Below are 26,474 nucleotides of genomic sequence, written 5' to 3'. Positions count from 1 at the left end.
TTAGACAAACGTATGTAGCCATACCTTTAAGCGGTCTACACAAGGACGCAGACCTGTTCGTAGCTAATACCTCTGTGTTTAACATTTCCCTTTTTCAGGGTAATGAAATAGGTCTCGTCAACTTCATAAAATAAGTGGCCGTGCAATTGTCTTGATTGACAGTTGCACGGCCTTTCCATTCGCTTATTGATTATTGTAATATTTCACTAACAGTTACAAATTCGTAGCCTTGTTTTTGCAAGTATAGAATGACATTTTCTAAACCATTTGCTGTCGTTTGATGAATATCATGCATTAAAATAATGCTGCCATCTTTTGCTGACGCTTTCACATACGTTAATATTTTCTCAGCATTGCGATGCTTCCAATCTAGCGTATCGATTGACCATAGAATAGAAGGCATCGTCATGACAGAACGAACTTTATCATTCGTTGCACCATATGGTGGACGGAAAACCGTTGGATATTGACCGATTGCAGCATAAATAGCATTGTTAGTTCGATCAACCTCTTGTTTAACATTTGCTGTCGATAAGGCTGTTAACTTTGCATGGTCCCATGTATGATTGCCTATTTCATGGCCAGCCTCATAAATTTGCTTTACGACTGCTGAATTTTTAGAGACATTTTGCCCAACCATAAAAAATGTAGCCTTTGCATCATATTTCTTTAAAATTGCTAAAACTTGTGGGGTAACTTTTGCATCTGGCCCATCATCAAATGTTAATGCCACACGCTTTTTTTCCCCTTTCGCTACTGGTAAACCTTTATTGTATACTTTGTTATCCGTTATTTGGATATTTGCTAGCTCTGAAGCTTTCACATAGCCCTTTTGTTCATCTGCTTCTACATAGGCCCAGCCTGCTAGCATTGTATATTGCTGAACGACTGTTTTATTGGCAATTGTACCAAGAACCTCACCACTTGGGCTAGCAGTTAAATGAAGCACAGCGCCATTAGTAGCATTTACTCGTTTTTTTGTCGCAACAGGTTTCTTTAAAGAATTTGTTGCAACATAACCTGTTTGATGACCATATTGGATAAATGACCAACCTCCAGGTGCCGATCCATATACAAAGATAATACTATTTTCGTAAATCTGTCCGGCTTTTTGTGCACTTGGACTAGGGTATGTAAATAAAGTTGTTCCATCTTTTTTCGTCACTACATATTTTTCCGATTTAAGGCTTACTAATGTTGCCGTTTCTACATATCCCTCTAGCTGTTGCGTTTTAATTCGAGTCCATTCCTCACTTACTGGTGTGGCTGTTACATAACTACCCTTCGCTATTTGCCCAATTACGGTACTTTCTACGGAAGGTTCTACATAAACTGTTGTGTCATTAGCTACGGATTGAATAACTGGTGTACCCTCAGCATTTGCAGAAGTATTACCTACAAACATAAAACTGATTAAAAAAGTCAAAATAATTGCATAGGGTAAAAGTTTTTTCATTGTTCTACACCGCCCTTTTCATCACAGATGTCTTTTCTCATATGTTTTTTCCATAAAAGTATAGGATTCGACTCTAATTATAGAATAATAAATTATTCCAGGAAATAGTAGAAATCAACTAGTTTTTGTGAATAAAAATTTCTTATTAACGTTTTTGGTAGCTAGGATGAACGGCATATTATCAAATTGTTTACTGATGCTTTTCTAAAAAACTTTCACCTTTTCTTCATAAAAATTCCTCTGTGGTAGCACTGGCATTAGATGATGAAAACAATTGACACGTAATACCTCCCCACTTAAATGAAAATGATCGATTGTTCCCCAAGTATGAATACTGCGTTAGCAATTTTGCCAACTTTCATTTGTCAAAGGCCCCAAGACGCCTTTATCAGGTACTTGAACCGTGCACCCTATAAATAAGACGATTGAAACGATAAAAAAGTTATACCTTTTTCATAATTTTTCCTCTTACAGCGCATCGTACGCTGTAAGAGCATCTTCAATATGGAATGGTGGTGTCCAAGCCTGCCCATTCGCATTCGTCGTCACGAAAATATATTGTTTTCCATCTTTTTCGATAATAGAGGCTAAGCAAAGACCTGCTTCAGGTGTGTAGCCCGTTTTTCCTCCCAATATTGCACCTTCCCCAACTGGTATTCTCGCTAATAGTGAGCTTGTTATCGTTAATTCATTTGGAACATGAGTCATATAACTTTTCGAAGTCAAAATTTGATAAAAGGTAGGATTTTTTATGGCATAACGAAATAGCTTACTTATATCACGGACACTGGAGACATGAGCAGGATCATGTAATCCGCTGGCATTGACAAAATGGGTATCGTTCAGCCCTAATTCCTGTGCTTTTTTATTCATTAATGTTACAAATGCTTCTTCACTACCTGCCATCGCATCCGCAAGTGTTCCTGTAGCATCCGCCCCAGAAGCAAGCAGTGTGCCATATAATAAATCCTCTATCGTTACAAAATCTCCTGCCTTAAAGCCCGCCATGGAAGCATTTTGAGCAGTAAATTTAGAAATCGTTTGTGGTTTAACAATGGTTTGCTTCTGCAAATCAGTAGTCATTTCAATGGCAACAATCGCTGTCATAATTTTCGTTAATGATGCAGGATAAATAATGTCATCTGCATTTTTTTCAAATAATACTTCTCCTTTTTCATTCAGCAACAAAGCATTTTTACTATGCAACGAAGGTAGCTCTACTGGCGTTTGTTCCGTAGTTATGTTATTCGTATAATAAAAAAAGAATGCTGCCGCACATATAAAACAAAATAAGACAAATTTTTTCATAAAAAAAACGCCCCCCACACATTATAATAGGAGGCATTTATGATTATTCCTGTAGGAAATTTATGAAGAAATTCTTAAAGTTTGAATGATGAATTATGCTTTGGCATAATTGCGTCCGGAATCGGCTTTGTGCTTAGGCCTGCAGATGTTTTTTGCGCGAAAGCGTAGCGGCAGCAGCAGATGTTTTTTGCGCGAAAGCGTAGCGGTAGCAACGTGTTTTTTGCCTAAGTTCCTCTATTTCAGCGGATGTTTGTACACCCGCTCCAAATAAGTTAAAAATCATCAAAATCTGAACATATTTTTGTTATTGTTTTATTCGTTAATTTAAAAAATACATCCTGAGATACTTCTAGCTTAAGTGTATCTTCCTTCATTAAATCTGCATATATTCCTCGTAAAATACGACCTGTTAGACCATGTGAAATAACGATCACTTTCGGTATATGTTGAATGTTTTCTAGCCAAGCACTTAGTCTGTTCACTACTGAGTCGTAAGCTTCTCCATTTGGCGCATTAAAATACCAATTATACACGTCTGTGTTATGAAAAAGATTGGGCCAAGAACTTTCAATTTCTTTCGTTGTTAATCCAGCCCATTGTCCCACAGCCACCTCAGTTAAACGATCTTCTTTAACAACATTCTTCAAATCATATCCAATTGTTTCACAAATTATTTCAGTGCTCTGCATAGCTCTGCCTAATGGACTCGAAAAAATTTTCCATTCATTTGGATCTCCAATTAAACTTTTTAGCATTAGAGCATTTTGTTGTACTTGATGTACACCCATTTCAGTTAATGGTGAATCGAGCTCTCCTTGATATCGCCCTTGTGTATTAAATTCAGTTTCACCATGACGGAGTAAGTAAATCGTTTGGTTCTTCAATATTGTTTCCCCCCCATAATTTCTCCCTAGTTATTACTAATATTTTTATATATTTTCATTTCTAATCCCAATATTATTCATTAGTACCGTCCCTTGTTTGGTTAAATTAAATTGGAAATGGATCTTATTCAGCTTCAGTGGATCAAACTGTGGATTTACTTCTTTAAAATCGTTCAATAAAAATCCATAATGTTGAAACACTGGTTCCGTCGTATTACCTATATTGGAAAAGGGTTTTTTCAGTAACTTTCCTTTTATGGCAGGTGTCAATTTGGCTATATAGCTAAGAGGCAGGCTCGCCTGGTTGCCATTGCTGTCTTCTACAGTGACTGTAAAATCAATTAGTTCCTCCTGATTGTTCTCTTTTTCTTCCTTTCTATTATCTGCAAGTGAAAATACGATAGAACTGTTCTGCCCTATCTCTAATCCATTCTCGGGAAGAGTTAATGTATAAAAAGCTGGAGAAAATTTGTCTTTTGAATTCCAACCTAAACGAACGGCACTATAATCTGCCTCATCATTTTTCATTTTGACTTTTTCCTCTTTCCATTCCTTCAAATTCTTGCCGAACAGTTTGCCGCCTGGAACAGTGGTCGTGTTTAGATCAATATCTTCATTAAACGTAGCAATCAAAGATGTTTGCGAATCGTAGTAATTATTGATATACAGTGTGTCAGGAAGCCATTCTTTAGCATAACCTAGATCTTTAAAAATTTCCTTGTATCGTTTCTTTTCTTTCAACGTACTATCTAAAAAAGCAGATATCAATACTTTCGTGATGGTTTCTTGCTGATCGCGAGGCATAATTTGTTTTAAGTTAAAGAGTTGGTTAGCCATGCCAGCTAGATCTCCTCGTCCCCATTCTTCATTAAATTGCCCATGATTGGCTCCATAAATATAGACCGACGCATTCATATAATCATCTTTATTCGTATAGGAAATCCGATATTGCTGATTAGAGCTATCAAAGCTATTTACGTCCATATCATGCGCCCCTTGTAGTGCCAAATAGTTTACGTTTTTTAACGGAAGTGGTTTCCCAGCAGGCATATATTGACCGTCTACTCCAGCAATAGAAATAAGCGATCGGATTGAGAAATTATAATCAAATTGAATATTTCCGTTACTAGGTGGGTGTTGCATTTCGTTAAAAGCAGCTGCAATCGCGATAGCTTCTCCACCTCTAGAATGCCCTATTAGTGCAATGTGTTCCATATCCACTTTTTGATAAAATGGATTGTTTTTAGTCCTGTTCCATTCTTTCCACGTCTGTAAATGCTCCAGCAATAATAATCCTCTCGCTGGATTCTCATTCTTTAGCGGACTAACCAAAAACAAATCATCGTAGGGAGAAACATTAAGAAAGTTTTCATCTACGGATACAACTATATAGCCCCTACTCGCAAGAAGGTTACCTAAATATTCATAACCTGGATCAGAATAATCAGTCATTAAATGGTTTCCATGAACAATCATTACTAACGGAAAGTCTCCTTTCCCTTCTGGGTACCACACTTGACCATTTAACGGCATTGCCTCAGGTCCAAAACCAAGTGTTCTCGTGCGAACAGAAGACCACTTTTCTACAAAATCGCTAGCGTCTACTGTTTTAGTTGTCAAAGAGTTTTTTTGGTTAAAGTCTTCTCGATAAGTATTCGGACTGCCATATGTGAGCTTTCTAATTGGATAAGTGCCCGGTTTCGCTGGATTTCTAAGCAAAGTATTGTCATACCGTTTCGATGTTTTCAGCTGCTTTAATACAACTACTGGGGTGTTCGCTTCCCCGGGATGAATCAACCAATAACCACATGCTCCAATCCCAATAGTCAATATAGATAAACATGTGAGGACGCTAACTTTTTGATATTTCTTTGCATTTTTATAACTACCCTTTAACCATTTGTATAATAGTGCACCCCACAAAGAAACAACAACCGCTACTAATAGAATAAATGGGATAGCTACTTCCAAAGGAGCGAAAAAGCAGAACACCAGAAATATTAGTGAACTAAAAAGTATCCATATATATCGACTAGGAATTTTTTTCACTCCATGCAATAGAAGAGTGATAAAACCACTTATTAACACTACGGAAAAAATAAATACGAACATTCCAATAGTGAAATCTAAAAAACTACGCTGCTCTAATAAATACCTCCCTTGATTCAACATCAATAGGAATGTCATCGTACTTAAAGCGATAGCTGCACCTTTCCAACCTAATGACAATGGCTCTATCCGATCTGGTTTTGCATATAGCCTTCTAACAAAATAAATGAGTTTCCTTTTGAATACTTCCAATTTTTTAATCCCCCTACCTACAATCTATTTCATAAATATTCTATTGTAGGTTACAGGATGACTCTTCCAATCAACTTTCATCTTTCTTTCAATAATCTTACATTTCTTTTTTGGATATTTTTTGAAGAATACATTAGTTAGATGTCAGAACTTTTTTTGGCAAGAAGAGATAAAACTCGTCTCGCCATTCGTTGTCAGCTTAATATTTCCACCATGTTTTTCGATAACTTGTTTGGCGATCGCTAGTCCTAACCCTGTACCACCATCACTCTTGCGCGATTGGTCCCCTCGGCTGCATCTAACCCTGCCTGATCGATGATGTACGGGTATAAATCATCGCACAGCATTCGGATGTCGCGTTGCGTATCATACAAACATTTTAACCAGACGGCGGTCAACCGCTTGTCACTTTGTTCTGTATCGTATAATTCTTCCAAATCGCGTGCAAGAAAGATTAGATTCTGCAAAACATGATCATGCAAATAATATGACATTCGAACTCGCTCTGCTTGCTGTGCCTCTAGTAATCTGTATTCCGAGGTTTTCATTGGTAACCCACTTCTCGCTCCTCGTAGTTCGTCGAGTAAGGCAGCTCCCATCAGCAGACGGACGGTTTCCAGCCTTACTTTGTCGATTAAGGTGTAAAGGACGTATTATTTTTTTGAACCAAGCAGCAAATAGCCAATTACCGTTCCGTCGGGCTGCATAAGATCTATCACTTGTGCAAAAACATTCGTGTCAAATTGACGAAAATTGTTAACTCCTGCATCTCGGCAAATGACCCTGTTCCGTACATAATAGCCTCACTTCCCCGATTCCAGACAAAGCAAAAACCCTCAATGTCTGTCACGCTATGGACAAGCTCTGCAGGCATTCGCAGTAGATCGCGGCTATTGCGATATGTGGACTTTAAAGCTAGCTGCCGTATAAAACTTATACTTGTTAATTTGTTAAAACAATAGAGTAATATAGACAAATCCAAAAAATAGACATAATGGACTGTAAAGCCAAGTATCGTATTTAGCAAACTGTGAGTGTTTTATTTTTTTTAAAAATCCAACATACTTAAAATCACCAATTGCCCTAATAATGAAAACGAAAGCACAAACAATACTTCCGATTTTAGATAAACTATTTGCTTGGAACCCCTGCAAATAACCTCCTTGAACAACAATAATGGCACTAGCCAGTAGAATAAGAATAGCCACGAATAATGTTCCCCATTTTTTAGGAGTAAAAGCAGGTCTATGCTCTCCTACTTTTACAGGGATAGCAGCGGCAGAACCCCAACGACCTCCAAAAGCCCAATAAATATGCAACAAACTGATAAACCACAGAAGCCCTACAGCTACTAATATTAAAAGTAATTTCATTTTTTCGCCCCCTAATGTTTTAATTCAAACAAAACATACACATGCGTATGTTTATAGTAAAAATTTTGTCCCTTCAGGTTTTACAACCTTATTAGGGACATTAATTATCGAATAGGATGTTTTTTATGCGAAAGCGTAGTGTCAACTATTTCAGCGAATATTTGGCGAACCGCTGAAAGAAGTTAAAAGTACTACCATTTTATCAATATCAAAATTAGGATTCTCTTCAAACCTTGTCATCCATCCTACATACGTTAAATAGGCAAGTCTCGCTCTATCAATCGATTCAGCTTTGTCGATGCCCTTTTTTTGATACAATTTCGCAACACACGAGATTCTTTGTTCTTCAATATTCACTAAGCGTTCAGCAACAACAGGATCATATTTTGCCCAAGTATAAATACCAATCTCCATTTTTTTATCTCGATTAAAACTAATCTGTAATAGTTGTTCTAATGAAGCATCCTGTTGCTCCATACTTTGAACTATCAGCTTTGTTGCATGTATTTCCCAATAGTCGACCATTGAATCTAACAGCTCTTGATGGTCACGAAAATAGTGATAAAAGCTACCTTTACTTATTTTTAGCAATCGGGCAAGTGCTTCGATGCGAACTTTATGTATTCCTTCATCAGCTAATTGTTGTAATCCTGCTTTTATCCAATCTTCTCTTGTTAATTGCATGTCAACTCTCCAGTAAGATACGATAGCGTATGTTTTTCGTTAGATTACTACCAATTTCATTTTTTGTCAAATATTCAATTTATTTATCTTTATGAACTTTAATGTTATTGTTAATCGTAATATTTATAGTCATTACCCTTGGTAAAATACAGGCGCATACTAATATAATAGCTAAAAGTTTTTTCATCTTTAAATGTTTTTGCGCGAAAGCATCGGGCAACGTAGCGGCTGCAGCACGAAGTTGGTCACTCAGTTATGTGTTGTTGTTATTGCTTCGCTTTCGCACAGATAAATTGCCACAGGGCGTGGCGTTCTTAGACTGAGTTCCTCTGTCTTTAGCGGACATTTGCTGAAAGAAGTTAAAATGTATTATCAAATAGATTTTCTGCAATGCCTTGTAAAATATCTTTCTCTGTAAACTCCATTAATTCTTCTCTTGTAATAGTTTTCTGTTGAATTAAGCGGTTTGACTGAATCGTCACGAGCTTTTCAAATAGGTTTCGGATATAGCGACCGTTCGAAAAGTTTGGAATAGATTCGACTGGAATTTGATGCAATTGCTCCTTCATATGATGTGCAAATACGGCACCATACTCGTAATCATTATTTTTACATAGCATGGCAAAAATATCATAAAGCTCATCCGTGCTAAAATTATCAAACTGCACAAAATGATTGAAGCGTGATTTAAAACCTGGATTGGCAAGTAAAAATTCCTCTATGAGCTCCGTATAACCAGCAACGATCACAACTAAATCATCGCGTAAATCCTCCATCGACTTTAATAGACTATCAATCGCTTCTTTACCAAAAGCGTCCTGTTTATCATTAATTAGTGAATAGGCTTCATCTATAAAAAGCACGCCGCCCTTTGCTTTATTCACAACTTCCTGGACCTTCAAAGCCGTCTGACCAACATATCCTGCTACTAAGCCTGCACGATCTGTTTCCACAAAATGCCCGCTTGAAAGTACACCAAGATGCTTATATATTTGGCCTATAATACGTGCCACTGTTGTTTTTCCTGTACCTGGATTTCCAGAGAACACTAGATGATAGGTGATTGGGAAGCTTGTTAAACCATGGTCGACCCGCAAGCTTTGAATTTTAATGAAGTTAATTAGATTATGTAATTCCTTTTTGGCATTTGGAAGTCCTACAAGTCCATCCAGCTGCTTCTGTAATTTTGCAATTTCTCGCTCTATTTCTGGTGTTATTCGTAAACGTTCACCGTTAATAAATTCACCACTATAAATAATTTTTCCCTCTTCATTAAAATAATCTCCTCGACCGTGCTTTTCTCCATTTACAAGATCTCCGATATAGGAAGCCTGTCCATTAGTATAGTAAAGAGTACCATGTCCCGTCATAGCATCCTCTTTAAATTGCCCCTCCGATACTAGCACACCTTGACTAGAATAGTTCTTACCTTTTCCATGCTTCATATCTTCAAAGAAATAGCCTTCATATTGAAGCGTTGTTACACCATTTGCAAGTTCCTCAGCACTTGGCGATTCTGGTGCGAAGTAAAGCTTTCCAGCACCTTGCATATGGTTCCAGATAAAATCACCTTCATATTGTAAAAAACCACTTGGATAGTATTGTTTTCCCTTGCCTTTCTTCATGCCATGGACAAAATCACCTTCATATTGCTGCTGATTTAAATGCGGATACTGTGTACGAAGCTCTTTAAATGGAGCAATAGCATCTTCCTCATAATACAAAATCCCGTAACCTTCCATTAAATCATTACGAAAATGTCCCTCGTAATATATCTGACCATCCTTATATAAAATACCATTACCTTGTTTTTTATTTTGAATAAATTCGCCCTGATAAATCATTTGACCTTTTAAATACATAATCCCATTACCTTGCTTCATATGATTGACGAATTCACCCTCGAATAACAGCTCCCCTTCTTGGTCAAATAGCGCACCCTTCCCATCATATATGTCATGACCAAAGTCATTTTTCTTTACACCGCCACGATACATTAATGTACCATCTGGATACAATATATCTTTTTCTTCATGATTATATGTCATTTGATTGCCACCCTTTATCCATTTTCAGTATATGTTCAATTATAGCGTGGAAAAGAACACTTATGTGAGAATTTTCAGAATTCACAGGGTGATCTTTTTAAGAAATTACATTCTTATAAGGAAAAATCCGCTTCGATTAGAATCTACGCGGATTTTTACCTTATTTTTTGTTTTTATATGTAGCGATAATTTTGTTGCATCGATTGAATCGTTTCAATCATCTCTTCTCTAAGCTCAATTGGCTCTAACACTTCAATGTTTGCCCCTTGGCTCAGCAACCACATTTTAATACCATGTCCAAAAACTTCCGCTTCAAATAAATATTGCCCATCATTTTTAGATAATATTTTTGCTGTTGGCAAGCGATCTAACACAGCTTGTGGGGATGGTCCTTTAAAGATAAATTTCATACGCATTAGCTCGCCAGCATGCATAAACTGAATACGTTTGCGAAATTCTCCTTCTTGAAAACGTTCGGCATATGGTATTTGGAATTTTTTATCAAGCTCACAAAAATGTTGAATTCGGTCGACTCTATAAACAATGGGCAAATCCTTTTCGTGCTTATTATCATAAGCAATTAAATAAAAGTAGTATTCCGAGAAAATGACGGCGAGTGGTTTTAAAATCTTTTCTGTAGGAATTGTTTCACCTTCACGTAAATAATCAATTTTAATGATTTTCTTTTTTTGAACCGCCTCTGATAGAACCCAGATTAAAGGCAATAAAGACTTTTTATGATTTAAATCTACGTACAAATGCTTTTCGTTTAAAATAATATTATGAATAAACTCCTGCTTATCAGCCGCAACAATCGAAATAAGCTTATCTATAATATCGCTCATTTCTGATTTTAGCAGTGCTCTCGATTCGATGAGAATTTTAACAATCGCTAAAACTTGCTCCTTTGATAAAATACTTTCTCCTTTATTTGTCAGCCTGTACACTTTTTCCGTCCGCACATATTCTAAATGGCAATCCAATTTAGCTTTTTCCAGGTACGCTCGAATTTCATTCAAATCCCGTTGTATGGTTTTTTCACCAACATTATGTGTAAATGCTTCTTGTTTTTTGTTAATTCCTTGACCATCCATTAGCCTGTCAAACATTGAAATGACGCGATAGCCTTTGTGTTGTTGTGAATCTACCATATATCCCACTCTCTCTTCAAAGTTACTTTTCTATTATACAAAAAGAGTTGGACACTATTAGTCCTTTTAACTACAGAATTTCTATTTTATTGGTATAATTGGCATGACATACTATACTTTTGTTATAATTCACTTTATTTTTACAGTTAATTCCGTATAAGCAGATAAAAAGGACCTCAATCTGGGTGATTGAAGTCCTTCATTATTATGTCAATGAAATACAAATGTCATGTTGCTCTTCGGCAAAGTGAGAGGTTGATTCCCGTTCCGACTGAGCACTTTGTTGTTGCTGCCGCTTCGCTTTCGCACAGATAAGATAAGTCTCTGACGCTTCACTTTCGCGCAAAGCAAGGTTTCCTGGGGGCGTCCGATACCGCTGATCCCCGATGAGTCGCTCAGTCTACACTCCAATCAACCACGTCACATAAAATTTTTTGAGATAAAACGAAACTTCAGCAAAATGAGTATTTATGCGAAAATGTGTAGCCGAGACGGTTTTTTTAGCGGATTATTCCTTTACCCTTACCGCAGTTCCATATGCTAATACTTCTGATGTGCCGTCCATGACCGATGATGTTGAAAATCTTATCGCAACAATCCCATTTGCCCCTAGTCTTCTTGCTTCTTCTTCCATAGCTTGTGTAGCAATTTCTCGAGAGCGAGTGAGCATTTCTGCATACTCCTTCATCTCTCCTCCGACAATATTGCGAAGTCCAGCCATCATATCGCGGCCAATATTTCTCGATTGTACCGAATTACCTTTTACTAAACCTATAGTTTCTACAATTTCTTTTCCTGCTATAATATCTGTGGTTGATAGTAACATACAATAGCCCTCCTATTTTTTATATTTTTCAACGGCTTTAACAGCTTCAGCAATGGAAGTCGTAATTACTCCCGTGCGCTTAATTAAGCCAATCACAAATAAATTGCGATAAACAAACTGATTTTCAACTCCGTCGCGTACAAGTGCTTCTATTTTCATCATATTGTCCCGGCCTTGTTGACGAACATCTGTAAAGACGCCTACGATTGGTCGATTCAACATCGCAAATGCACCAATCTCTGCTGCTACACCTGAATCAATCTCAACTCCATCTAAAACGGCCACTAATACATCGCTATTTTGCAGCATCTCTAAATCCGCTTGCGCAATCGCCAAACTATCAGCATATGCCGCTTTATCATTTATCGCATCATTCTCCTGTGGTACGTATAATTCAATACCTAGTACTGCCTCTCTAATTGCCGCAGCGAGTTGCTCGTTGACTAAACGATCTCCTAAAGAAAATAATCCATTTGCTAAGTATGCCTTCATAATAAAACTCCTATTCCAATGTTTTTTCAAACACTATTTTATGTCGATTTTTCTTATCCACAAAAGTGGAAATAATATCAAATCCATGTTTAAGATTTGTGATGAGCATTGCTTTTCGCTCATTTCTACCATATGTACGAACTTTTTTAAATCCAAGTGCCTGTAGATGTTCATGCTGTCGCCCCATTAATTGACTGGCAATCCCTTGACCCCGTTTCTTTTCATGGACACCACCTAACCAACTGTAAAAAACGCCATCAGGATGTGTATAGCCTAGTTTAAATCCTAGAATATCTTCATTTTCTACTGCTAATAAACAAAGAAGTCCTTCTTTGCTTTTAAGTTTTTCTAGTGGTAGATTTGCCCCATCAAATACATGTGCATGAATTTCCTGTAATTGCTTCAACCAATCATATGGTACGCCTTCAATTATGACGATATGCATTTTTATCACCCTATCTCTACAGTCATTCATTATAGCAGAAAAGCTCGAACTATAAGGTTGAACATTGCAGTATTGTTTGTTTTCTGGAAAAAGATAACGTCCTTTATACAGTGCTAAGTGTTTATTTTATCGAACAGGCGAACTAATCCGCTCGGAGTTTTTGGATTAAATAAAGAATATTACGATATAGTTTGAGATAACAGGACAGTTTCTCAAGCTAACGGTTAAGTCAGGTGGTAACCTTTCCAAGGCATTAACAACGGGAACGGCCAGGTGACGCCCATTCTCCTCTATTGTCGCCGAAATACGGGGAGGTAGGAATCATCCCTATAGACGAAATAAATATGCTATTGCGTAGCTCTCTAACATAAAAATGCTGGTATCCAATACTCATGTCATTTATCAAGTCTTCTAGTAGTTCAAGCATCTCTCCCCAATAAATGGGAAAGAAATCCTTGCGGTATGGTATTTTCTCTAAAGGCTCTTCGGCAATATCACCGTTTTTAATGCTCTTTTCATCGGTTTCTTCATTTGAACACTTCGCCCCTTTACAGAAAGGTTCATCTTTTTTCATGTGAATAGCCATCTATACCTCTCCAGGTTACCATTGACATAAAATCGGTACCCCGTTCACGCTCCTTACGGTAATCAGAGTAAACCGATATATCTCCAGCCTTCACATTTCGTCCCAAAATAATAAAAAACCTCCCACTTTTATACGAACCCAAACTCATATCATTTGGATATTTTGTTCGTTTTAGCAGGAGATTATATTCTATCATCCGATTGTTTCCACAATGTTTCCTTGTTGATCTTTAATATATGTTTTTTCAATTAAGAGTGACAGTTCCGGTATAGAAGATAATTCAAATTCTTTTTCTTGTGGCATCAAGTTTTGAGTGAGTTCCATAACTGCCTTTTCATTTAAAGTTATGGTAACATCCGCTTCCTCCACGCTATAGCCACATTTTTCTCCTGGCTCAAAAACAACTCGGATTCCTCGACCAACTAAGGTTAGTCTTTTCCCTTTTAAAATCCGTCCCCGTAATAGTTTACCGATTATTCCTGCTTGCTTTGCCCCCAGCGTTAACTTATTAAGCTGTTTGCTGAACAACCCTGTTTTCCCCTGCTCCCAAGCTAGTTGGTCCACAAATAAATAGCCGGTGTTTGAGCCTTCTTCCGCCATTCCTTTTTCTACCGCCCCAGCAATGGATGAAATCTGTAAAAGAGATGCACGAGATAAGTCAGTAACATAGCTCGGGATATATTCTAGACCTGCCTTTAGTACACCAATCGTATTCCAAGTTTGCATTGCCTCAAGCTCATCGTCTGTAATCCCTACCATTTGAATAAACTCCACTTGTCCATTTGGTGTATCAATAGCAGGTAACTCGGGATCTAACGTATATGCAAGCGCCGTTAAAAGCGTATCAGCACCTTCGCAGATTGGACCATTAGCATCCAAATAATCGCCTGCTCTGAAAACATTGCCACTGTCAAAAACATATCTTCCCATGTTTTGCAGCAAATTTAGCGCCCACGCTGGTGGCTCCTCCTCATCTTCATTTCGAGCAAGACGAAATGTTAACTCAAACCCATATCCGCTATATTTCGCATCTTCAGATTCTTTTTCATATAACTCGGAAAATCCATAAGTTACAAAATGCCAGTGTGGAACTGGTGTCTCACTCTTATAGGCGCTGATTCCTTCAAGTGGATCTTCTCCCCCTAATAAATATGGAATAACCGTTCCATAATGTTTAGGCTCCTGTTCTCCGTAAACTTTTAATAATTCCTGATCAATCGCATCCCAACCATATGCATTTACTTCTTCGCTCATCATCAACGCCCCCTATGCATTTCTATATTACCTATAATTATACTATAAAGTATATAACACACACTCAAAAGAGAATAATACCTAGTTTAATTCCTCTAATCTTACTAGATTTTTTTATTAATCGGTGGTGGATATTGAGTAAAAGTTACTAAGTCCTATGGCAATCTATAGAGACATGGCTAAATATGAAGCCTCAACGGATATCTAAATTCGCCGAGGCGTTATTATAGCTTGGATAAAAAATAATTTGAATGCTTCAAGATTTCGCCTTAACCGTATAACATAGCTGGTGAACGCACACTTTGTAAGTAATCTGCAAGCTTCCCAGCATATACTTTTTCTAAATAAGGTAATTGTGCGATACAATGGGGTGTCATTAATGCTGGGTTTTGATAAACTTTCAGCCCACCAACCTTTAAAAGAGTCGCTACAAATTGTGAGCAAAAATAAGCACGCTCTCTTCGTACCTCCTTTTGCATCATAACGCCAAAGAGCCCGATAAAATTATATTTATAGCGATCACGATTCCAATACATATAACGCACGATTTTCATCATCTCTAAGTATTGATACTGAGATATTTTACAACGATAAATTACACAATCAGCTGTTTCAAATAGCCCTCTTACTGCATCTTCTTGCAAAAAACCCCCACTTAAAGGATTATTTAATTGTCTACGTCCAAAGCTATACATTTCAAAAAGTTCCTCATCAAAAGCAATGGACGCATGATTCATCTCTTTTCCAGTATACATGCCTATAGCTTTTGATAATAATGTACCTGTTTTTGTTAATACTATGTAAATGGTATATGCCATGTCCTCACCCACTTCAATATTCTTCCACACTACCAATACGTTTTAAATATTCAAACGGTTTCATAAATTTCCTTTTTTTATAAGTATAGCTAAAGAAGTTGACTTTTTTCTTAGAAAAAAATGAAAATTTTCTTAATTTTCATCAATAAAATTTTTACTGGGAATTTAAGTATAGGTATGTACAAGAAACTTTAAATATGATTGTCAATATGCGTGGTGTAAAGTTTGAGGCTTTATAGGTGCTTAAAAATTTGAATGTAGCATAGAGTCACGGACAAAATCCTGGTTAAGTAAGTATCCTTTTAACTAATAGAGGGCGTGTAACATTTTTTTGAGTCAAAAACGATACTATAAAAAATTGATACAAACTGTAGTGGAGCTTATCACTCTGGTATGTCGGTTCAGTCAACTGTCTAGCGTGCCTTCCACAAGGAATCGATTATCTAATACCAGAAGAATGCGAAAGAATATACCGGCTACAGCGTAAACTTAAGGGGTACAAGATATCTTCCCCTTCATATTTTTGGCGTAACCCCTGAGTTTTTCATTCTACATCCCTGTCAAAGGGTTCTTTTCAGATTGAAACGATGGATAAAAAGCTTGTTAGCAGCGCAACTTTATGGTTTAGCGGCGTGGTTGGCGGCGAAACTCAAAGTTTTAGCGGCGAATCCCAACATAAGCTGTAAAATTTAGGAAAACTAAAATCAGGGTTGAAAACTTTGTATAGAATTTTACACAATATTAAGGACTTGACTGAAAGAACGGCCGAACGACGGAAGAAGTCACCGAAGTGACGGAAAGAATCGCCAGAGCGACGGATGGAACGAAGGAATAAAAACAAGTGATTTCTTTAAAGTTTTCCTGTTAAATACTTTATCAAATATAGCTGTTGTTATTTTTAGTTTGCTCTATTGTATGATATAATCGCTTTACTGACTAACCTAAGCAAGTCAAATTGAGCTGTAGCGATACCGTACGCTACAGCTTTTTTTGTATTCTCTTCCTCATGGATTATTGCTTTCCAAATACTCCTCTGCTAGTTGTGGATTTTTATATATGGCCATACCAGTTTTCAATTTTTTAAAGCCGATCTTTTCGTAAAAAGGTTCATTTCCTGTTGTTGCAATTAGCTGAATACAAGAAACATCCTCTAATTGGTCGATGATATCCTCTAAAAGAATTTTAGCTATCCCGCTTCTTTGATAATTTTTATGTACTACAACATCATAAATCGCAGCATTAAATACTCCATCTGAAAGAGCTCTCGCAAAACCTATAATTTTATGATCTTTTACTGCGAAAACTTGATGTGTACTTGCATTGAAAACTTTTTTTATTATACGTTCATCATGTTTCATCCACCCTACTGATTGATAAACTTCTTTTAACATTGTTAGCTCGTTTTCCTCTATGTCATATTTAAGTAAAACCATTTTTACGCCCCCTATTTTTTCTTTTAATGTTGATTAACTATATTTAACCATTAAACTAAAGAGATTACATACCATTTATAAATCAAGTCTCTTGACGAACGTTTGTTCTGATATTAAAATGATAAAAAAGGAGGCAATTTTATGCAAAAAACGAACATCATTGAATTAGCACATTTCTCAGAAGAGTATGTGGCTATTTTGAATGCCTTTGAGCTTTCGGAAGAACAAAGGCAATTTACTGCCCTTCCAAAAGAAATTTCTATAGAGATGGTTGGTCAATATCCGATTGTTATTTTGAGTGACCATGTACCTGTAGGATTTTTTGTCCTGTACGCAACAGAAAGAGTAAAAGAATACTCTAATAATCCAAATGCTATGTTGCTTACTGCATTATCTATTGACCATAAACAACAAGGAAACGGGTACGCCAAAAAAGGGATGTTAGCATTGTCTGAATTTATGAAGAGGGAATTTAAAGATTATGATGAAGTTGTTTTAGTCGTTAATCATAAAAATATTCCGGCTCAAAATTTGTATTTAAAAGCTGGCTTTGTCGATAACGGGGAAAGAAGAATGGGACGTATTGGCGAGCAAATTGTTATGAACCTAACCATTTAATAATTGTAGATATGATTTCTCAAAATCACTCGTTATGACATGAGTGATTTTTTCTATCCGCCCCTTTACTGATGGCGCCCACACATATGATTGTCAGTACGGATAGCTGTTTTGACAATCGGCTATTTAAAGAAAAATGCCAACGACATGTGTAAGAATTATACTCTTTTGTGTGGGATTCCACTTCAAATTTTCAAGTTCCTTTCCATAGTTTACATAATATTTTTATTTAGAAATAAAGTGTTCCTCTATTTTGTAAGTTCTCATAGTAGCTCTCTTGCTTCCACACCATAAGAAGTTTAAACTGCTTTGGAACATGCTGTCCCCACCGTCATCAACAGCTATACCTTTATTACAACCTCATAATAAAAGCAGATGGCCATGTAGAGGTCCATTACAGAACTCTAAACCATCTGCTTTTATAAGCACTTTTTTATCATTAAAAAGAATGGAGATATGTTTGTTCCTCTTCCTAAGTCTCCAATTCTACACTTCACCTTTTTTACGAGCTGCCATTTCATCTTTCATTTCTTCTTTTAATCCTTCAATTGACTTTTGACGTCGCTTATTTTTTTCTTTAATCATTTCACTTTGCATAGGGTCTGCAAACTCCAAACTAATTTCCGCTTCATGAAGTTTTTCTTCAGTGTTTTTAACGATATCACGGATTCGTTCAACGTTATTGGATCTATCATCTGGTTTTGAGTGTCTTGAATTAGCCATGGTAACCTCCTAAAATTTTGACATAAATCTAGGTTGGCTAATTTAGAATGTTCCTATGTGTACTAATTTTTACTAAGAAGAATGCTACCTTTTTTATTTCCACTTATAGTAAGCATTTTGGAATAACAAGGGTCTTATTTTTTTGTTTTTATCGGAAATATTAGTTGTAACTTTCTTAAATATCTTCTCAAATCTTTTTAAAAAAGGTTTAGAAAAAGAGAAACAGTTTTTATATGAAATCAATGAATAGTAGACAACAAAGCAAACGAGTGGCTTTTAATACAAAAAACAGGACTAGTACCTGTCATTTGTTATTGCTTATATGATTAATCAACAGCTTTTCCACCTGTGATTTAAGAGCTTGATTTGCATAACGAAGTACTACATCATTACCTGCAGTGGCAACTTGCACGTCACTAAAGTATTCATCTACTGGTTGCCAACCTACGACTCGTATACGTTTTTGTGTAAGTTCTCGTTTGAGGTTAAAATATTCTTGTCTTAGATCCTTTAGTAATGAATCCATCATTGGAAGAAATACCGTTTTCATTTTAAACTGCTCTAATTTACAATAGTCAACCTGCAATGATTTAACTGCTAGCTCTAATAAAAGATACTTATGAAGTAACTGTCTTTCGTCAGCTTTAATCATAATAATCAGCGTCCAGTTGGGCTGATTGAATACTTTGGATTGGAATACTTTTCGTTTTAAGTAGTGTTTCAAGTATGAGTTCATTAGTATTCATCGATTTAATTATTCCAGTCCACTGTGTGATTTTGTAGTCTTTCCACTCTTCTAATTTTATGTGCAATTGCTGGTTAAAAGCTCGATCGATTGTATTCTGTAGTTCTTCCAGTTCCCACTCAGTCAATTCTCTTGGCTGTTCTGTGCGCTCTTGTTTGTACTCTCTAAGAAGCTCCAAATGCTCCGGCAACATCATCGATGCCCATTTAATATTACCTCTATCTTGTATCATAAATAAATCACTCCTATGCCAAATGACCACCAACTAAGCGATCTCGATTAATAGCTGTACCAGCTTTTGTGAAAGAAACTGCTCTTAATATTGAGGTAGCTCCAAACCTGTTGCGTATTGCATCCATTGTAGGACCGATTATTTGACGCTGTGGCTTACGATCATCAAATAAATCCAATTGAATGCTATGCTCTCTCTCTAAGTTGGATATTCGGACAGATAACTGCCGAGCTGGTTCACCTGCAAAATGTTCATCCAGTAATTCAAGACAAGTTTTATACATCACAAGTGTTTCGCTTGTTGGTACTGCAATCGTTTTAGATCGATGGAATCCTTTGGTCGTGGCATTATGACTGTAGGAAAGACCTAAGCTGATTGTACGGCCAACAAACCCTACATCACGTGTGCGTTTCATTACGTCTTCGCACATTTCTAGGAGCACTACAGAGATTTCTTTTCGTGTGTGATAATCCCTCATCAGCATTTGTCCCTTCCCAAAACTTAAAGCTCCGTTTGTTATTAACGGCTCCCCTAATTTGGATAAATCGATTCCCCATGCATGGTAATAGAGTTGATTGCCCATTACACCAAAGCGCTTTTCTAATTCTTTTAGATCTGTATTAGCCAAACCACCAACTGTTTGTATTCCCATAGCATTTAGATTTGCTTCCATCTGTTTACCGATTCCCCACATTTCAGAAAGGGGTCGAACTGGCCATAATTTCTTTGGAATATCTTCATACGTCCATTTAGCAAAGCCTGTTTTCTTTGCTTCAAGGTCTAAAGCTAATTTAGCTATTAACATATTGGGTCCCATCCCTACTGCACTAGGTATATTAAATTGGTCAAGAATAGCCCTTTGTATTTCCTTAGCCGTTTCTTCAGGTGAACCCCAAAGCTTTTCAGTGCCGGTTAAATCAACAAAACTTTCATCCACACTATACACATGTATAGCATCAACTGGTACGTAATTAGAGATCAATTTTGTAATCGTCATCGACATTTGAATAAAGAAACTCATTTTAGGCTCAAACAATCTAATGTCAGGGTGTTTAGGTATTTCATAACGACGACTACCAGTTTTGATATTAAATTTTTCTTTCATTAAGGGGGAGGCAGCAAGCACTACGCTACCTGGTTGGTCAAAATTTGCTACTACTGCAACTGGAGTTTTTAAAACATCTAGCCCATGTAACATCGCTACGATACTGGCGTAAAAGCATTTCATATCGATACACATAATAGGTCTATTGGGCATACTTTCATAATTCATACAACTTCACGCCCTTACTAACAAAAGGAATAACGACTAGAACATTACTGATCAAAAAAGTACGTTTTGCACTTCTTGCACATCTTGTAAAATAAAATGCTTGAAATAAATCGCCAACAATTTTAATGATTTTCACATGCCTTTTTGCTAAGGAACCATCTTTCACTACATACATCATGTTCACTAAATGATTGCGCTGCATAGCTTTAATCAGTCGCTCTCTCACCTTAGCTTTCCCCCACTATCTCTCAAATTTTATAAATAACAGCTGTGTATTATTGATATTTTTTATTGGCACATTGATTTTCCCTTTACCTATCATACGTAAGAACATTTGTTTGTATACATTTTAGAACAAACGTTTGCATTTTAGCAAGATGAAATTTTTGGAAACAAAAAAAATACCGGTACTCAATGGCACTAGATTTACCACTGTCAAGTAGACATCTACTTAATCTTTTTTGAAGTGTTGTTTCCACATAGCCACAAAGTAAATGAAACATTATAAAACTAATAAAATTAATAACAGCGGTATTTCGTTCTTTTGCTCAAGCTATTGCAACTTAACGAAAAACTCCCTTGCTTTTGGGGCTGGTATCCCTATTGTCTTTTTCTTATTCCAGTTGTTAAGTACAGTTGACGAAAGCCTTAATGTACTTAATTACTTCACAGTCAATGTATTATTTAATACAACTGCTATTCTAGAAGGCGAAAACTATTGGTGGAAGCTAATCATTCTTTTAGGTATTGGTATAGTTCTCTATATAGCAAGTCTAGAAGTATTTAAACGAAAAGACCTTCCGCTTTAATTTTCATGAAACGAGCTAGCGAATAAGTAAATTCGCTAGCTCGTTTTTTGCTTTTTTTCTAAAGTGAAAATGTTGTATATCTCAGTTTACAAAAATGGATTCTCATAAAATATATGTTTCGTGATAATAAAGTCGTTTAAATCATAAAATAATAAAGTCATTTAAAATTAAATTGTCGACGATGCTATTCAACAAACGGGGAAGGAACTGTTGGGAAACTGAATCTGATGAACTTTGGGAGGTCTGAAATTGTCCATCGAGAAAATCCTATCGATTGTGGCCGTATTGTTCTTTTTGAGTTATTTCATTTTTTTTCTCATACTTCACTTTAAGAATACAGGCTATCATCCTATTCGGCATGCTGTAAGTGATTACGGTGTAGGTGCTACGAAAAATTTATTTTTAATTTACGCTTGGTTCAGCAACTTAGGGGCATTGTCACTTTCTATCGTGTTGTTAAATGTAAAAGATCGCTTCTCCATATCCTCGTCCATTCCGATTTTAATCATTCTAATGGTCATCTCCCGTATCCTCATGTTATTCTTTCCAACTGACCTAGAAGGAGAAAAACTTACGGTTCGAGGAAAACTCCATTACTTATTTGCTATTCTTGCGTTCGCTTTTTCCTATATGGTCATTGATCGTGGAGGAAGTCATTTAAAATTACTGGAAGACTTTAAAAATCTAAATCTATTCTTTTACATCATAACCATGATTTCTTCTATCTCGCTTGGGGCTGTCATTGTAACGATGTTCAAGCCGTTGCGATTTATCTTTGGGATTTGTGAGCGCGTGTTCCTGTTGTCAATCAACATTTGGTTTATTGTCGTAAGCATCTGGTTCGTTTACCTTCTATGATAAATGAATGAAGGTTTTTAACAATTAAACAAACACGTGTGATTGTTGCATAATGATTGGGTTTTCAAACGACTTTATTGTTATTTCTAGGAGTTCTTATTCAGTAATAAAAACATCTTTACTTTTACACCGTTCATATTTACGGACGGTGTAATACGTTTTTCTGCTTTAAGATTAAACATCTATATTATCATTACATAAAACATAAAATTTGGTCTTTGATTGATTGTGCATTTTATTCACTTAAACTAATGGATGCTTTTTGTTGAATATTCGATTCACGAAATACCCAACAAAAAACAAAGTTAAAACCGATTCCCTAACATACAGGGGATCGGTTTTTTCTACGTTAGTAGCTACTTTTAACAATAAAGCTAATCCGTTTTTATCTGTTTGCTATTGTCTTCGATGGACAAAAGAGAAAATTAAGAAACATATAAAATCATTTAGTGTGTATTTCTTATCTCTATACTATAGCTCTTACTTGTTCTTTCAATCTTTGTATGTATTAAATATCTCATTAGCTATATTTAATATTAATTTTACCTCAGTTTCACTTTTGTCTTCTACAAGATTTTGCAAGATCATAATCAGCTCTTTTTTTCAAAATAGTCATATTCCTACCCCCTCTTTCAACACTAGCTAAATACGAAGTTTGTAGTCCACATTTTTCAGCTAATTCTTCTTGAGTGATTAATTAATCTCCTGAAAAAACATGAACATAAGTTAATTTCCCCGTAACAAAATGAGATATAAATAAAATAAATTTGAAAATTATAAAAAATCCTAAAAACATAAAAATTTTTTAATAAATTCTTCAAAAGTTGCTTCACTTTTTTCGAAAAATATAGAAAGGGAAATTTTTATCGATTAATTAAATCTTTTAACATCTTATCGCACAACCGATAAACAATAGAAATAACTTTATAGGACCTATCACAATGTTTTTGTAGTTTAATTTCCCGTTTGACATAATCTTAAAATATTCTCGTACGGAACAAAAATTTCTGTTTTTGTGGTAATTTTAACCATCTAACATACTAACTGATTGTGGTGCACCCCTTTTACTAACTGATCTTTCATTGTTTTTACTCTCCCTCCGCAACAAAAAAAGAACGTTGGTTCGTATATGTTATATGCACAAACGTTCTATTTTAGAAGTGGTAATTTTTAGATCAGTCTTTTTTATTAATCTAAAACTAATTTATAGTCCTGTAATTCCCCAATATCTCAGGAGTTTCCCAATGGATTCCTACAGCTCTAATTGTTAATACAAACGGTATTGTAAATTTTTCGGGACTTAAGAAGGCGCGAAGTTTGAATGTTTAAATGATCCATATTCTCTGAATCAAAATGAAAAAACGCCTGTCATATCATTTCATAACTCATTGATTTTGAATCATAGAAAAGAGATATAAAAAGAGATACGATTATTGTCACACTGAACAGAATGCATAATACGACAATTAGAACAAACTTATGGCTTAATAACGATTTCATTCCTCCTTGATCCATTCCATTACTTGTTCAGATGCTTTTGCACACTTTCTAAAAACTTGATTCGACTATAAACAGGACCTCCTTCCATAAGCGGATCAACCACATTGAGATATACGTGATCGTGTTTAAAGGCATTAATATTTTGGATAATTGGATTCTTCTTCAAGTCTTCGAATGCATTTTCCGCATCTTTGTTATCATTCGTAGAGAATTGCACAAACAAATAGTCTGGGTTCATTTCTGCCAATTGTTCGGTAGAGATTGCATCTTGCAATTTAGCCATGCCTATCTGATCTGGCATTTCTAAACCAATGTCATTGTATAAAAAAGGGTTAAAGTCTACATTTTTCGCAAAAATGTAAGTTTGCCCTCCGCGAATACGAACAGCAGCTACTTTTTTACCTTGAAGCTTTTCTTTTAACGATGCTTTTACTGCTTGTGAATCTGTTTTATATTGGGATAGAATTTTTTCTGCCTCACCTTGCTTTCCAGTTAATTCGGCCATTAATTTCAAATTGTCTTCCCAGTTTGTAGAAACGTGCGACACCAAAATAGTGGGAGCAATTTTTTGCAATTTCACCACTACTTCTTTTGGGAACTTGGTTGAACCTAAAATAACGTCTGGCTCTAATTGCAATATCTTCTCAAGATTAGGTTGTCTTTTTTCACCAATTGATTCCGCCTTGTCCGTTACCGAAGCAAACATTTCTGGAAACTTTCCGCCCACCGATATTGCCCCTACTGGATGAACGTCAAGCATTACCGCATCTTCCATCGCTTCCATAGCCCCAGTAATCACAATTTTTTCTGCTTTTAGTGGAACGGTATACTGTTCACCGAGATACTCAATCGTTCTTGTTTCGCTTGTTTCTATATTGTCCACTTGAGATTGCGTTGTATCTCCGTTGCTGCCGGAGGTTGAGCTTGATTTGCTCTGTTTATCTCCTCCTCCACATGCAGCCAAAACAATCATGAATGATGCTATCAAGCCAACTAGTATAAATTTTTTATTCATTCTTCACCGGAACCCCTTTCAACACAGTATCCCTATCATAATGATCAGTATTATTAATCCCTAAATGCTCACGCAAGGTGACACCCGTATATTCACTTCTGAACAAACCTCTTTCAACCAATTGCGGCATCAGCTTTTCAAAAAATATTTTCAAAGATTTTTCTGAACCGCCTGGAATAGCTATAAATCCGTCGATAGCTCCAGCCTCAAATCGCTCAATTATATCGTTCAATACGTCTTCAACCGTTCCAACTGAAACCCAGTGAGCAGACCCGACAACCTCTGGCCTTGCTAATACCTCTTCCACTGTAGGCTGATGATTTGTAATATACCGGCGCAACAGCTCAGCATGTGTTCGGCTGCGGACTGGCTGATTCGGATCAGGTAGCATATCCGAAGTTACTCGACGATCCAAAGCAAAGCTACTCAAATCAAGACCCAGTACTGATTTAAGCGATGCGTGTCTGCGCTCAATAGTCAAATGTGCGTGTGCGGCCTTATGTAATTCATGGGCTTCCTCACGAGTTTCAGCCAAGAAAAAATATAAACCTGGCAAAACTTTTATGGCGTCCGGATCGCGCCCATGCTCGATAGCTCTTCTTCTCAGATCATTTCGCAATTCCACTCCCGATTCAAGGTCTGGCATCGCTGCAAAAATAGCATCTGCTATTGAAGAGGCAAAATTTCGTCCTGTATCCGACGCACCTGCTTGAAATAAAGGAATCGGTCCCGATTTATGGGCAGGCAAAGTAAGTGGTCCCTTAACACTAAAAAACTCACCTGAATGATTAATTGGAGAAATCTTATTCAAATCAGAAAACATACCTGACTCACGATCAATAACGATGGCTTCATTCGGAAAACTTCCCCAGAGTTTGCGTACGACCTCCGTAAATTCAATTGCTTTTGCATATCTTTCTTGTGATGAAGGCATAGGTGACTCACCGAAATTTTCAGCTCCTTCAATAGAAGTGACAATATTCCAGCCAGCACGTCCATTGCTTAGCCAATGCAAAGACTGAAGCTGTCTAGCAACAACATAAGGTGGATTAAAAGTCGTAGAAATAGTCGTAACTAACCCGACCCGCTCGGTTTCACGAGCAATCGCTGCAAATATCATAGTAGGGTCAGGACTACCGAAATTAGCGGAATCGCCAAGCATCTGTGGACTAACAAAAAGATAATCCGCCCTGAAAAGAAAATCGAGCTTTGACCGCTCCGCCATCTTTGCCAAATCAATGTAAGGGTCAATTGAACCCATTTTTTCCACACCGCTGTCTGGGTGCCGCCAGTCGCCTCCTTTCAACCAAGCAGATAAGACTAATCCAATACATAATTGTCTATTTACAGTCAATATTACCAATCCTTCCTATATAGAAAAAATAGTTTTGCGCCCATGAAATACTCTGATCAGATGTTACCTCTAGAAGGCTATTAATTAATAATGATTCTCATTATCGTTTAAAGTGTAGCAAGGTATGCAACAAATGCAAATACACAAATCACAAATACTATATGCATTATTATCTAATTTAGGTTTGCTGAATGATGATTTAGCCGACTGTGTAAGATAGGGCTGGAAGGAAAAAATGAGACAAAAAGGAAAAAGCCTGCACTCCCGGTTCATCACCAGTTGCAGGCG

General features: G+C 36.5%; 27 protein-coding genes and 1 pseudogene. 3 read left to right on the top strand and 25 right to left on the bottom strand.

Features of this window, described 5'->3' with window-relative positions; translation table 11 throughout:
• Nucleotides 1-190: 190 nt before the first annotated feature.
• The 17 genes and pseudogenes from C7Y47_RS15005 to C7Y47_RS14925 all read right to left on the bottom strand — a co-directional run bounded on the left by C7Y47_RS15005 (nucleotide 191) and on the right by C7Y47_RS14925 (nucleotide 17,059).
• Complete coding sequence (locus C7Y47_RS15005; protein ID WP_142509512.1) at nucleotides 191-1,456, bottom strand: polysaccharide deacetylase family protein; 1,266 nt, start codon at nucleotides 1,454-1,456, stop codon at nucleotides 191-193.
• Nucleotides 1,457-1,924: 468 nt separating this feature from the next.
• Nucleotides 1,925-2,764 carry a D-alanyl-D-alanine carboxypeptidase family protein gene (locus C7Y47_RS15000; RefSeq protein WP_142509511.1) on the bottom strand — a complete coding sequence of 280 codons (840 nt, stop codon included), beginning with the start codon at nucleotides 2,762-2,764 and terminating at the stop codon, nucleotides 1,925-1,927.
• Between the two features lie 272 nt (nucleotides 2,765-3,036).
• Nucleotides 3,037-3,648 (bottom strand): histidine phosphatase family protein, encoded by a 612-nt coding sequence (locus C7Y47_RS14995; RefSeq protein WP_142509510.1) that lies wholly within the window; start codon nucleotides 3,646-3,648, stop codon nucleotides 3,037-3,039.
• A 45-nt stretch (nucleotides 3,649-3,693) separates the two neighbouring features.
• Complete coding sequence (locus C7Y47_RS14990; protein ID WP_305067656.1) at nucleotides 3,694-5,949, bottom strand: poly(ethylene terephthalate) hydrolase family protein; 2,256 nt, start codon at nucleotides 5,947-5,949, stop codon at nucleotides 3,694-3,696.
• A 133-nt stretch (nucleotides 5,950-6,082) separates the two neighbouring features.
• Nucleotides 6,083-6,240 (bottom strand): annotated as a pseudogene (locus C7Y47_RS14985) (ATP-binding protein); the annotation flags it as partial.
• Nucleotides 6,198-6,497 (bottom strand): hypothetical protein, encoded by a 300-nt coding sequence (locus C7Y47_RS14980; RefSeq protein ID WP_142509509.1) that lies wholly within the window; start codon nucleotides 6,495-6,497, stop codon nucleotides 6,198-6,200. The pseudogene C7Y47_RS14985 and the gene C7Y47_RS14980, both read right to left, overlap by 43 nt.
• A 402-nt stretch (nucleotides 6,498-6,899) precedes the next feature.
• On the bottom strand, nucleotides 6,900-7,322 hold the full coding sequence (locus C7Y47_RS14975; RefSeq protein ID WP_142509508.1) for a DUF3995 domain-containing protein: 423 nt from the start codon (nucleotides 7,320-7,322) through the stop codon (nucleotides 6,900-6,902).
• A gap of 150 nt (nucleotides 7,323-7,472) precedes the next feature.
• The gene (locus C7Y47_RS14970) at nucleotides 7,473-8,006 is read right to left on the bottom strand and encodes a TetR/AcrR family transcriptional regulator (protein ID WP_142509507.1); all 534 of its coding nucleotides are present in this window, start codon (nucleotides 8,004-8,006) and stop codon (nucleotides 7,473-7,475) included.
• 359 nt (nucleotides 8,007-8,365) lie between these two features.
• A complete protein-coding gene (locus C7Y47_RS14965) occupies nucleotides 8,366-10,054 on the bottom strand; it encodes an AAA family ATPase (protein WP_142509506.1) in 1,689 nt (562 codons plus the stop codon).
• 173 nt (nucleotides 10,055-10,227) lie between these two features.
• Complete coding sequence (locus C7Y47_RS14960; protein WP_142509505.1) at nucleotides 10,228-11,205, bottom strand: helix-turn-helix transcriptional regulator; 978 nt, start codon at nucleotides 11,203-11,205, stop codon at nucleotides 10,228-10,230.
• 508 nt (nucleotides 11,206-11,713) lie between these two features.
• The gene (locus C7Y47_RS14955; protein ID WP_142509504.1) at nucleotides 11,714-12,031 is read right to left on the bottom strand and encodes a YbjQ family protein; all 318 of its coding nucleotides are present in this window, start codon (nucleotides 12,029-12,031) and stop codon (nucleotides 11,714-11,716) included.
• 12 nt (nucleotides 12,032-12,043) lie between these two features.
• On the bottom strand, nucleotides 12,044-12,523 hold the full coding sequence (locus tag C7Y47_RS14950) for a nucleoside 2-deoxyribosyltransferase (RefSeq protein WP_142509503.1): 480 nt from the start codon (nucleotides 12,521-12,523) through the stop codon (nucleotides 12,044-12,046).
• A gap of 10 nt (nucleotides 12,524-12,533) precedes the next feature.
• Nucleotides 12,534-12,968, bottom strand: coding sequence for a GNAT family N-acetyltransferase (locus C7Y47_RS14945; RefSeq protein WP_142509502.1), 435 nt, complete (start codon nucleotides 12,966-12,968; stop codon nucleotides 12,534-12,536).
• A gap of 253 nt (nucleotides 12,969-13,221) precedes the next feature.
• A complete protein-coding gene (locus C7Y47_RS14940; protein ID WP_185903501.1) occupies nucleotides 13,222-13,554 on the bottom strand; it encodes a hypothetical protein in 333 nt (110 codons plus the stop codon).
• A 192-nt stretch (nucleotides 13,555-13,746) separates the two neighbouring features.
• Nucleotides 13,747-14,808 carry a suppressor of fused domain protein gene (locus C7Y47_RS14935; RefSeq protein WP_142509566.1) on the bottom strand — a complete coding sequence of 354 codons (1,062 nt, stop codon included), beginning with the start codon at nucleotides 14,806-14,808 and terminating at the stop codon, nucleotides 13,747-13,749.
• Between the two features lie 269 nt (nucleotides 14,809-15,077).
• Nucleotides 15,078-15,626, bottom strand: coding sequence for a hypothetical protein (locus C7Y47_RS14930; protein ID WP_142509500.1), 549 nt, complete (start codon nucleotides 15,624-15,626; stop codon nucleotides 15,078-15,080).
• Nucleotides 15,627-16,630: 1,004 nt separating this feature from the next.
• Nucleotides 16,631-17,059, bottom strand: coding sequence for a GNAT family N-acetyltransferase (locus C7Y47_RS14925; RefSeq protein WP_142509499.1), 429 nt, complete (start codon nucleotides 17,057-17,059; stop codon nucleotides 16,631-16,633).
• Nucleotides 17,060-17,200: 141 nt separating this feature from the next.
• On the opposite strand from C7Y47_RS14925, the gene C7Y47_RS14920 reads away from it, so the two are divergent.
• A complete protein-coding gene (locus tag C7Y47_RS14920) occupies nucleotides 17,201-17,677 on the top strand; it encodes a GNAT family N-acetyltransferase (protein ID WP_142509498.1) in 477 nt (158 codons plus the stop codon).
• Between the two features lie 486 nt (nucleotides 17,678-18,163).
• Here the strand turns inward: C7Y47_RS14920 and tlp are convergent, their stop codons facing one another.
• The 5 genes from tlp to C7Y47_RS14895 form a co-directional block, all read right to left on the bottom strand.
• The gene (gene tlp / locus C7Y47_RS14915) at nucleotides 18,164-18,400 is read right to left on the bottom strand and encodes a small acid-soluble spore protein Tlp (RefSeq protein WP_053595505.1); all 237 of its coding nucleotides are present in this window, start codon (nucleotides 18,398-18,400) and stop codon (nucleotides 18,164-18,166) included.
• A gap of 304 nt (nucleotides 18,401-18,704) precedes the next feature.
• Nucleotides 18,705-19,052: an aconitate hydratase gene (locus tag C7Y47_RS14910; RefSeq protein ID WP_142509497.1), complete on the bottom strand. Its 348-nt coding sequence runs from the start codon at nucleotides 19,050-19,052 to the stop codon at nucleotides 18,705-18,707.
• Complete coding sequence (locus tag C7Y47_RS14905; RefSeq protein ID WP_142509496.1) at nucleotides 19,045-19,377, bottom strand: YolD-like family protein; 333 nt, start codon at nucleotides 19,375-19,377, stop codon at nucleotides 19,045-19,047. Before C7Y47_RS14905 ends, C7Y47_RS14910 begins: the two co-directional genes overlap by 8 nt.
• A 13-nt stretch (nucleotides 19,378-19,390) precedes the next feature.
• Nucleotides 19,391-20,650 carry a DinB/UmuC family translesion DNA polymerase gene (locus C7Y47_RS14900; RefSeq protein WP_142509495.1) on the bottom strand — a complete coding sequence of 420 codons (1,260 nt, stop codon included), beginning with the start codon at nucleotides 20,648-20,650 and terminating at the stop codon, nucleotides 19,391-19,393.
• Nucleotides 20,640-20,876: a transcriptional regulator gene (locus C7Y47_RS14895; RefSeq protein WP_255505195.1), complete on the bottom strand. Its 237-nt coding sequence runs from the start codon at nucleotides 20,874-20,876 to the stop codon at nucleotides 20,640-20,642. The genes C7Y47_RS14900 and C7Y47_RS14895 overlap by 11 nt, the downstream gene beginning before the upstream one ends.
• Nucleotides 20,877-21,144: 268 nt before the next feature.
• On the opposite strand from C7Y47_RS14895, the gene C7Y47_RS14890 reads away from it, so the two are divergent.
• Nucleotides 21,145-21,459 carry a hypothetical protein gene (locus C7Y47_RS14890; RefSeq protein WP_142509494.1) on the top strand — a complete coding sequence of 105 codons (315 nt, stop codon included), beginning with the start codon at nucleotides 21,145-21,147 and terminating at the stop codon, nucleotides 21,457-21,459.
• Between the two features lie 249 nt (nucleotides 21,460-21,708).
• Nucleotides 21,709-22,317, top strand: coding sequence for a DUF998 domain-containing protein (locus C7Y47_RS14885; RefSeq protein ID WP_142509493.1), 609 nt, complete (start codon nucleotides 21,709-21,711; stop codon nucleotides 22,315-22,317).
• 553 nt (nucleotides 22,318-22,870) lie between these two features.
• Here C7Y47_RS14885 and C7Y47_RS14880 read toward each other — a convergent pair.
• The 3 genes from C7Y47_RS14880 to C7Y47_RS14870 all read right to left on the bottom strand — a co-directional run bounded on the left by C7Y47_RS14880 (nucleotide 22,871) and on the right by C7Y47_RS14870 (nucleotide 26,186).
• Nucleotides 22,871-23,011, bottom strand: a complete 141-nt coding sequence (locus C7Y47_RS14880) for a helix-turn-helix domain-containing protein (protein WP_255505205.1) — start codon at nucleotides 23,009-23,011, stop codon at nucleotides 22,871-22,873.
• Between the two features lie 825 nt (nucleotides 23,012-23,836).
• Nucleotides 23,837-24,832 (bottom strand): ABC transporter substrate-binding protein, encoded by a 996-nt coding sequence (locus C7Y47_RS14875; protein WP_142509492.1) that lies wholly within the window; start codon nucleotides 24,830-24,832, stop codon nucleotides 23,837-23,839.
• Complete coding sequence (locus C7Y47_RS14870; protein WP_142509491.1) at nucleotides 24,825-26,186, bottom strand: NtaA/DmoA family FMN-dependent monooxygenase; 1,362 nt, start codon at nucleotides 26,184-26,186, stop codon at nucleotides 24,825-24,827. The genes C7Y47_RS14875 and C7Y47_RS14870 overlap by 8 nt, the downstream gene beginning before the upstream one ends.
• Nucleotides 26,187-26,474 lie beyond the last annotated feature (288 nt).

The sequence above is a fragment of the Lysinibacillus sphaericus genome (genome assembly GCF_006864135.1).
Taxonomy (GTDB): domain Bacteria; phylum Bacillota; class Bacilli; order Bacillales_A; family Planococcaceae; genus Lysinibacillus.
The sequence above is the reverse complement of the archived record's forward strand: the minus strand, read 5'-3'. Positions and strand labels throughout refer to the sequence as shown.

Bases quoted from the DNA above. Each gene is read 5' to 3' on its own strand.
- C7Y47_RS14965 (WP_142509506.1), bottom strand. From the start codon at position 10,054: ATGACATATAATCATGAAGAAAAAGATATATTGTATCCAGATGGTACA.
- C7Y47_RS15000 (WP_142509511.1), bottom strand. From the start codon at position 2,764: ATGAAAAAATTTGTCTTATTTTGTTTTATATGTGCGGCAGCATTCTTT.
- C7Y47_RS14920 (WP_142509498.1), top strand. From the start codon at position 17,201: ATGCAAAAAACGAACATCATTGAATTAGCACATTTCTCAGAAGAGTAT.
- C7Y47_RS14975 (WP_142509508.1), bottom strand. From the start codon at position 7,322: ATGAAATTACTTTTAATATTAGTAGCTGTAGGGCTTCTGTGGTTTATC.
- C7Y47_RS14930 (WP_142509500.1), bottom strand. From the start codon at position 15,626: ATGGCATATACCATTTACATAGTATTAACAAAAACAGGTACATTATTA.
- C7Y47_RS15005 (WP_142509512.1), bottom strand. From the start codon at position 1,456: ATGAAAAAACTTTTACCCTATGCAATTATTTTGACTTTTTTAATCAGT.
- tlp (WP_053595505.1), bottom strand. From the start codon at position 18,400: ATGGCTAATTCAAGACACTCAAAACCAGATGATAGATCCAATAACGTT.
- C7Y47_RS14955 (WP_142509504.1), bottom strand. From the start codon at position 12,031: ATGTTACTATCAACCACAGATATTATAGCAGGAAAAGAAATTGTAGAA.
- C7Y47_RS14900 (WP_142509495.1), bottom strand. From the start codon at position 20,650: ATGAATTATGAAAGTATGCCCAATAGACCTATTATGTGTATCGATATG.
- C7Y47_RS14960 (WP_142509505.1), bottom strand. From the start codon at position 11,205: ATGGTAGATTCACAACAACACAAAGGCTATCGCGTCATTTCAATGTTT.
- C7Y47_RS14950 (WP_142509503.1), bottom strand. From the start codon at position 12,523: ATGAAGGCATACTTAGCAAATGGATTATTTTCTTTAGGAGATCGTTTA.
- C7Y47_RS14905 (WP_142509496.1), bottom strand. From the start codon at position 19,377: ATGATACAAGATAGAGGTAATATTAAATGGGCATCGATGATGTTGCCG.
- C7Y47_RS14925 (WP_142509499.1), bottom strand. From the start codon at position 17,059: ATGGTTTTACTTAAATATGACATAGAGGAAAACGAGCTAACAATGTTA.
- C7Y47_RS14970 (WP_142509507.1), bottom strand. From the start codon at position 8,006: ATGCAATTAACAAGAGAAGATTGGATAAAAGCAGGATTACAACAATTA.
- C7Y47_RS14875 (WP_142509492.1), bottom strand. From the start codon at position 24,832: ATGAATAAAAAATTTATACTAGTTGGCTTGATAGCATCATTCATGATT.
- C7Y47_RS14945 (WP_142509502.1), bottom strand. From the start codon at position 12,968: ATGCATATCGTCATAATTGAAGGCGTACCATATGATTGGTTGAAGCAA.
- C7Y47_RS14890 (WP_142509494.1), top strand. From the start codon at position 21,145: ATGAAACATTATAAAACTAATAAAATTAATAACAGCGGTATTTCGTTC.
- C7Y47_RS14940 (WP_185903501.1), bottom strand. From the start codon at position 13,554: ATGGCTATTCACATGAAAAAAGATGAACCTTTCTGTAAAGGGGCGAAG.
- C7Y47_RS14910 (WP_142509497.1), bottom strand. From the start codon at position 19,052: ATGATTAAAGCTGACGAAAGACAGTTACTTCATAAGTATCTTTTATTA.
- C7Y47_RS14935 (WP_142509566.1), bottom strand. From the start codon at position 14,808: ATGAGCGAAGAAGTAAATGCATATGGTTGGGATGCGATTGATCAGGAA.
- C7Y47_RS14980 (WP_142509509.1), bottom strand. From the start codon at position 6,497: ATGAAAACCTCGGAATACAGATTACTAGAGGCACAGCAAGCAGAGCGA.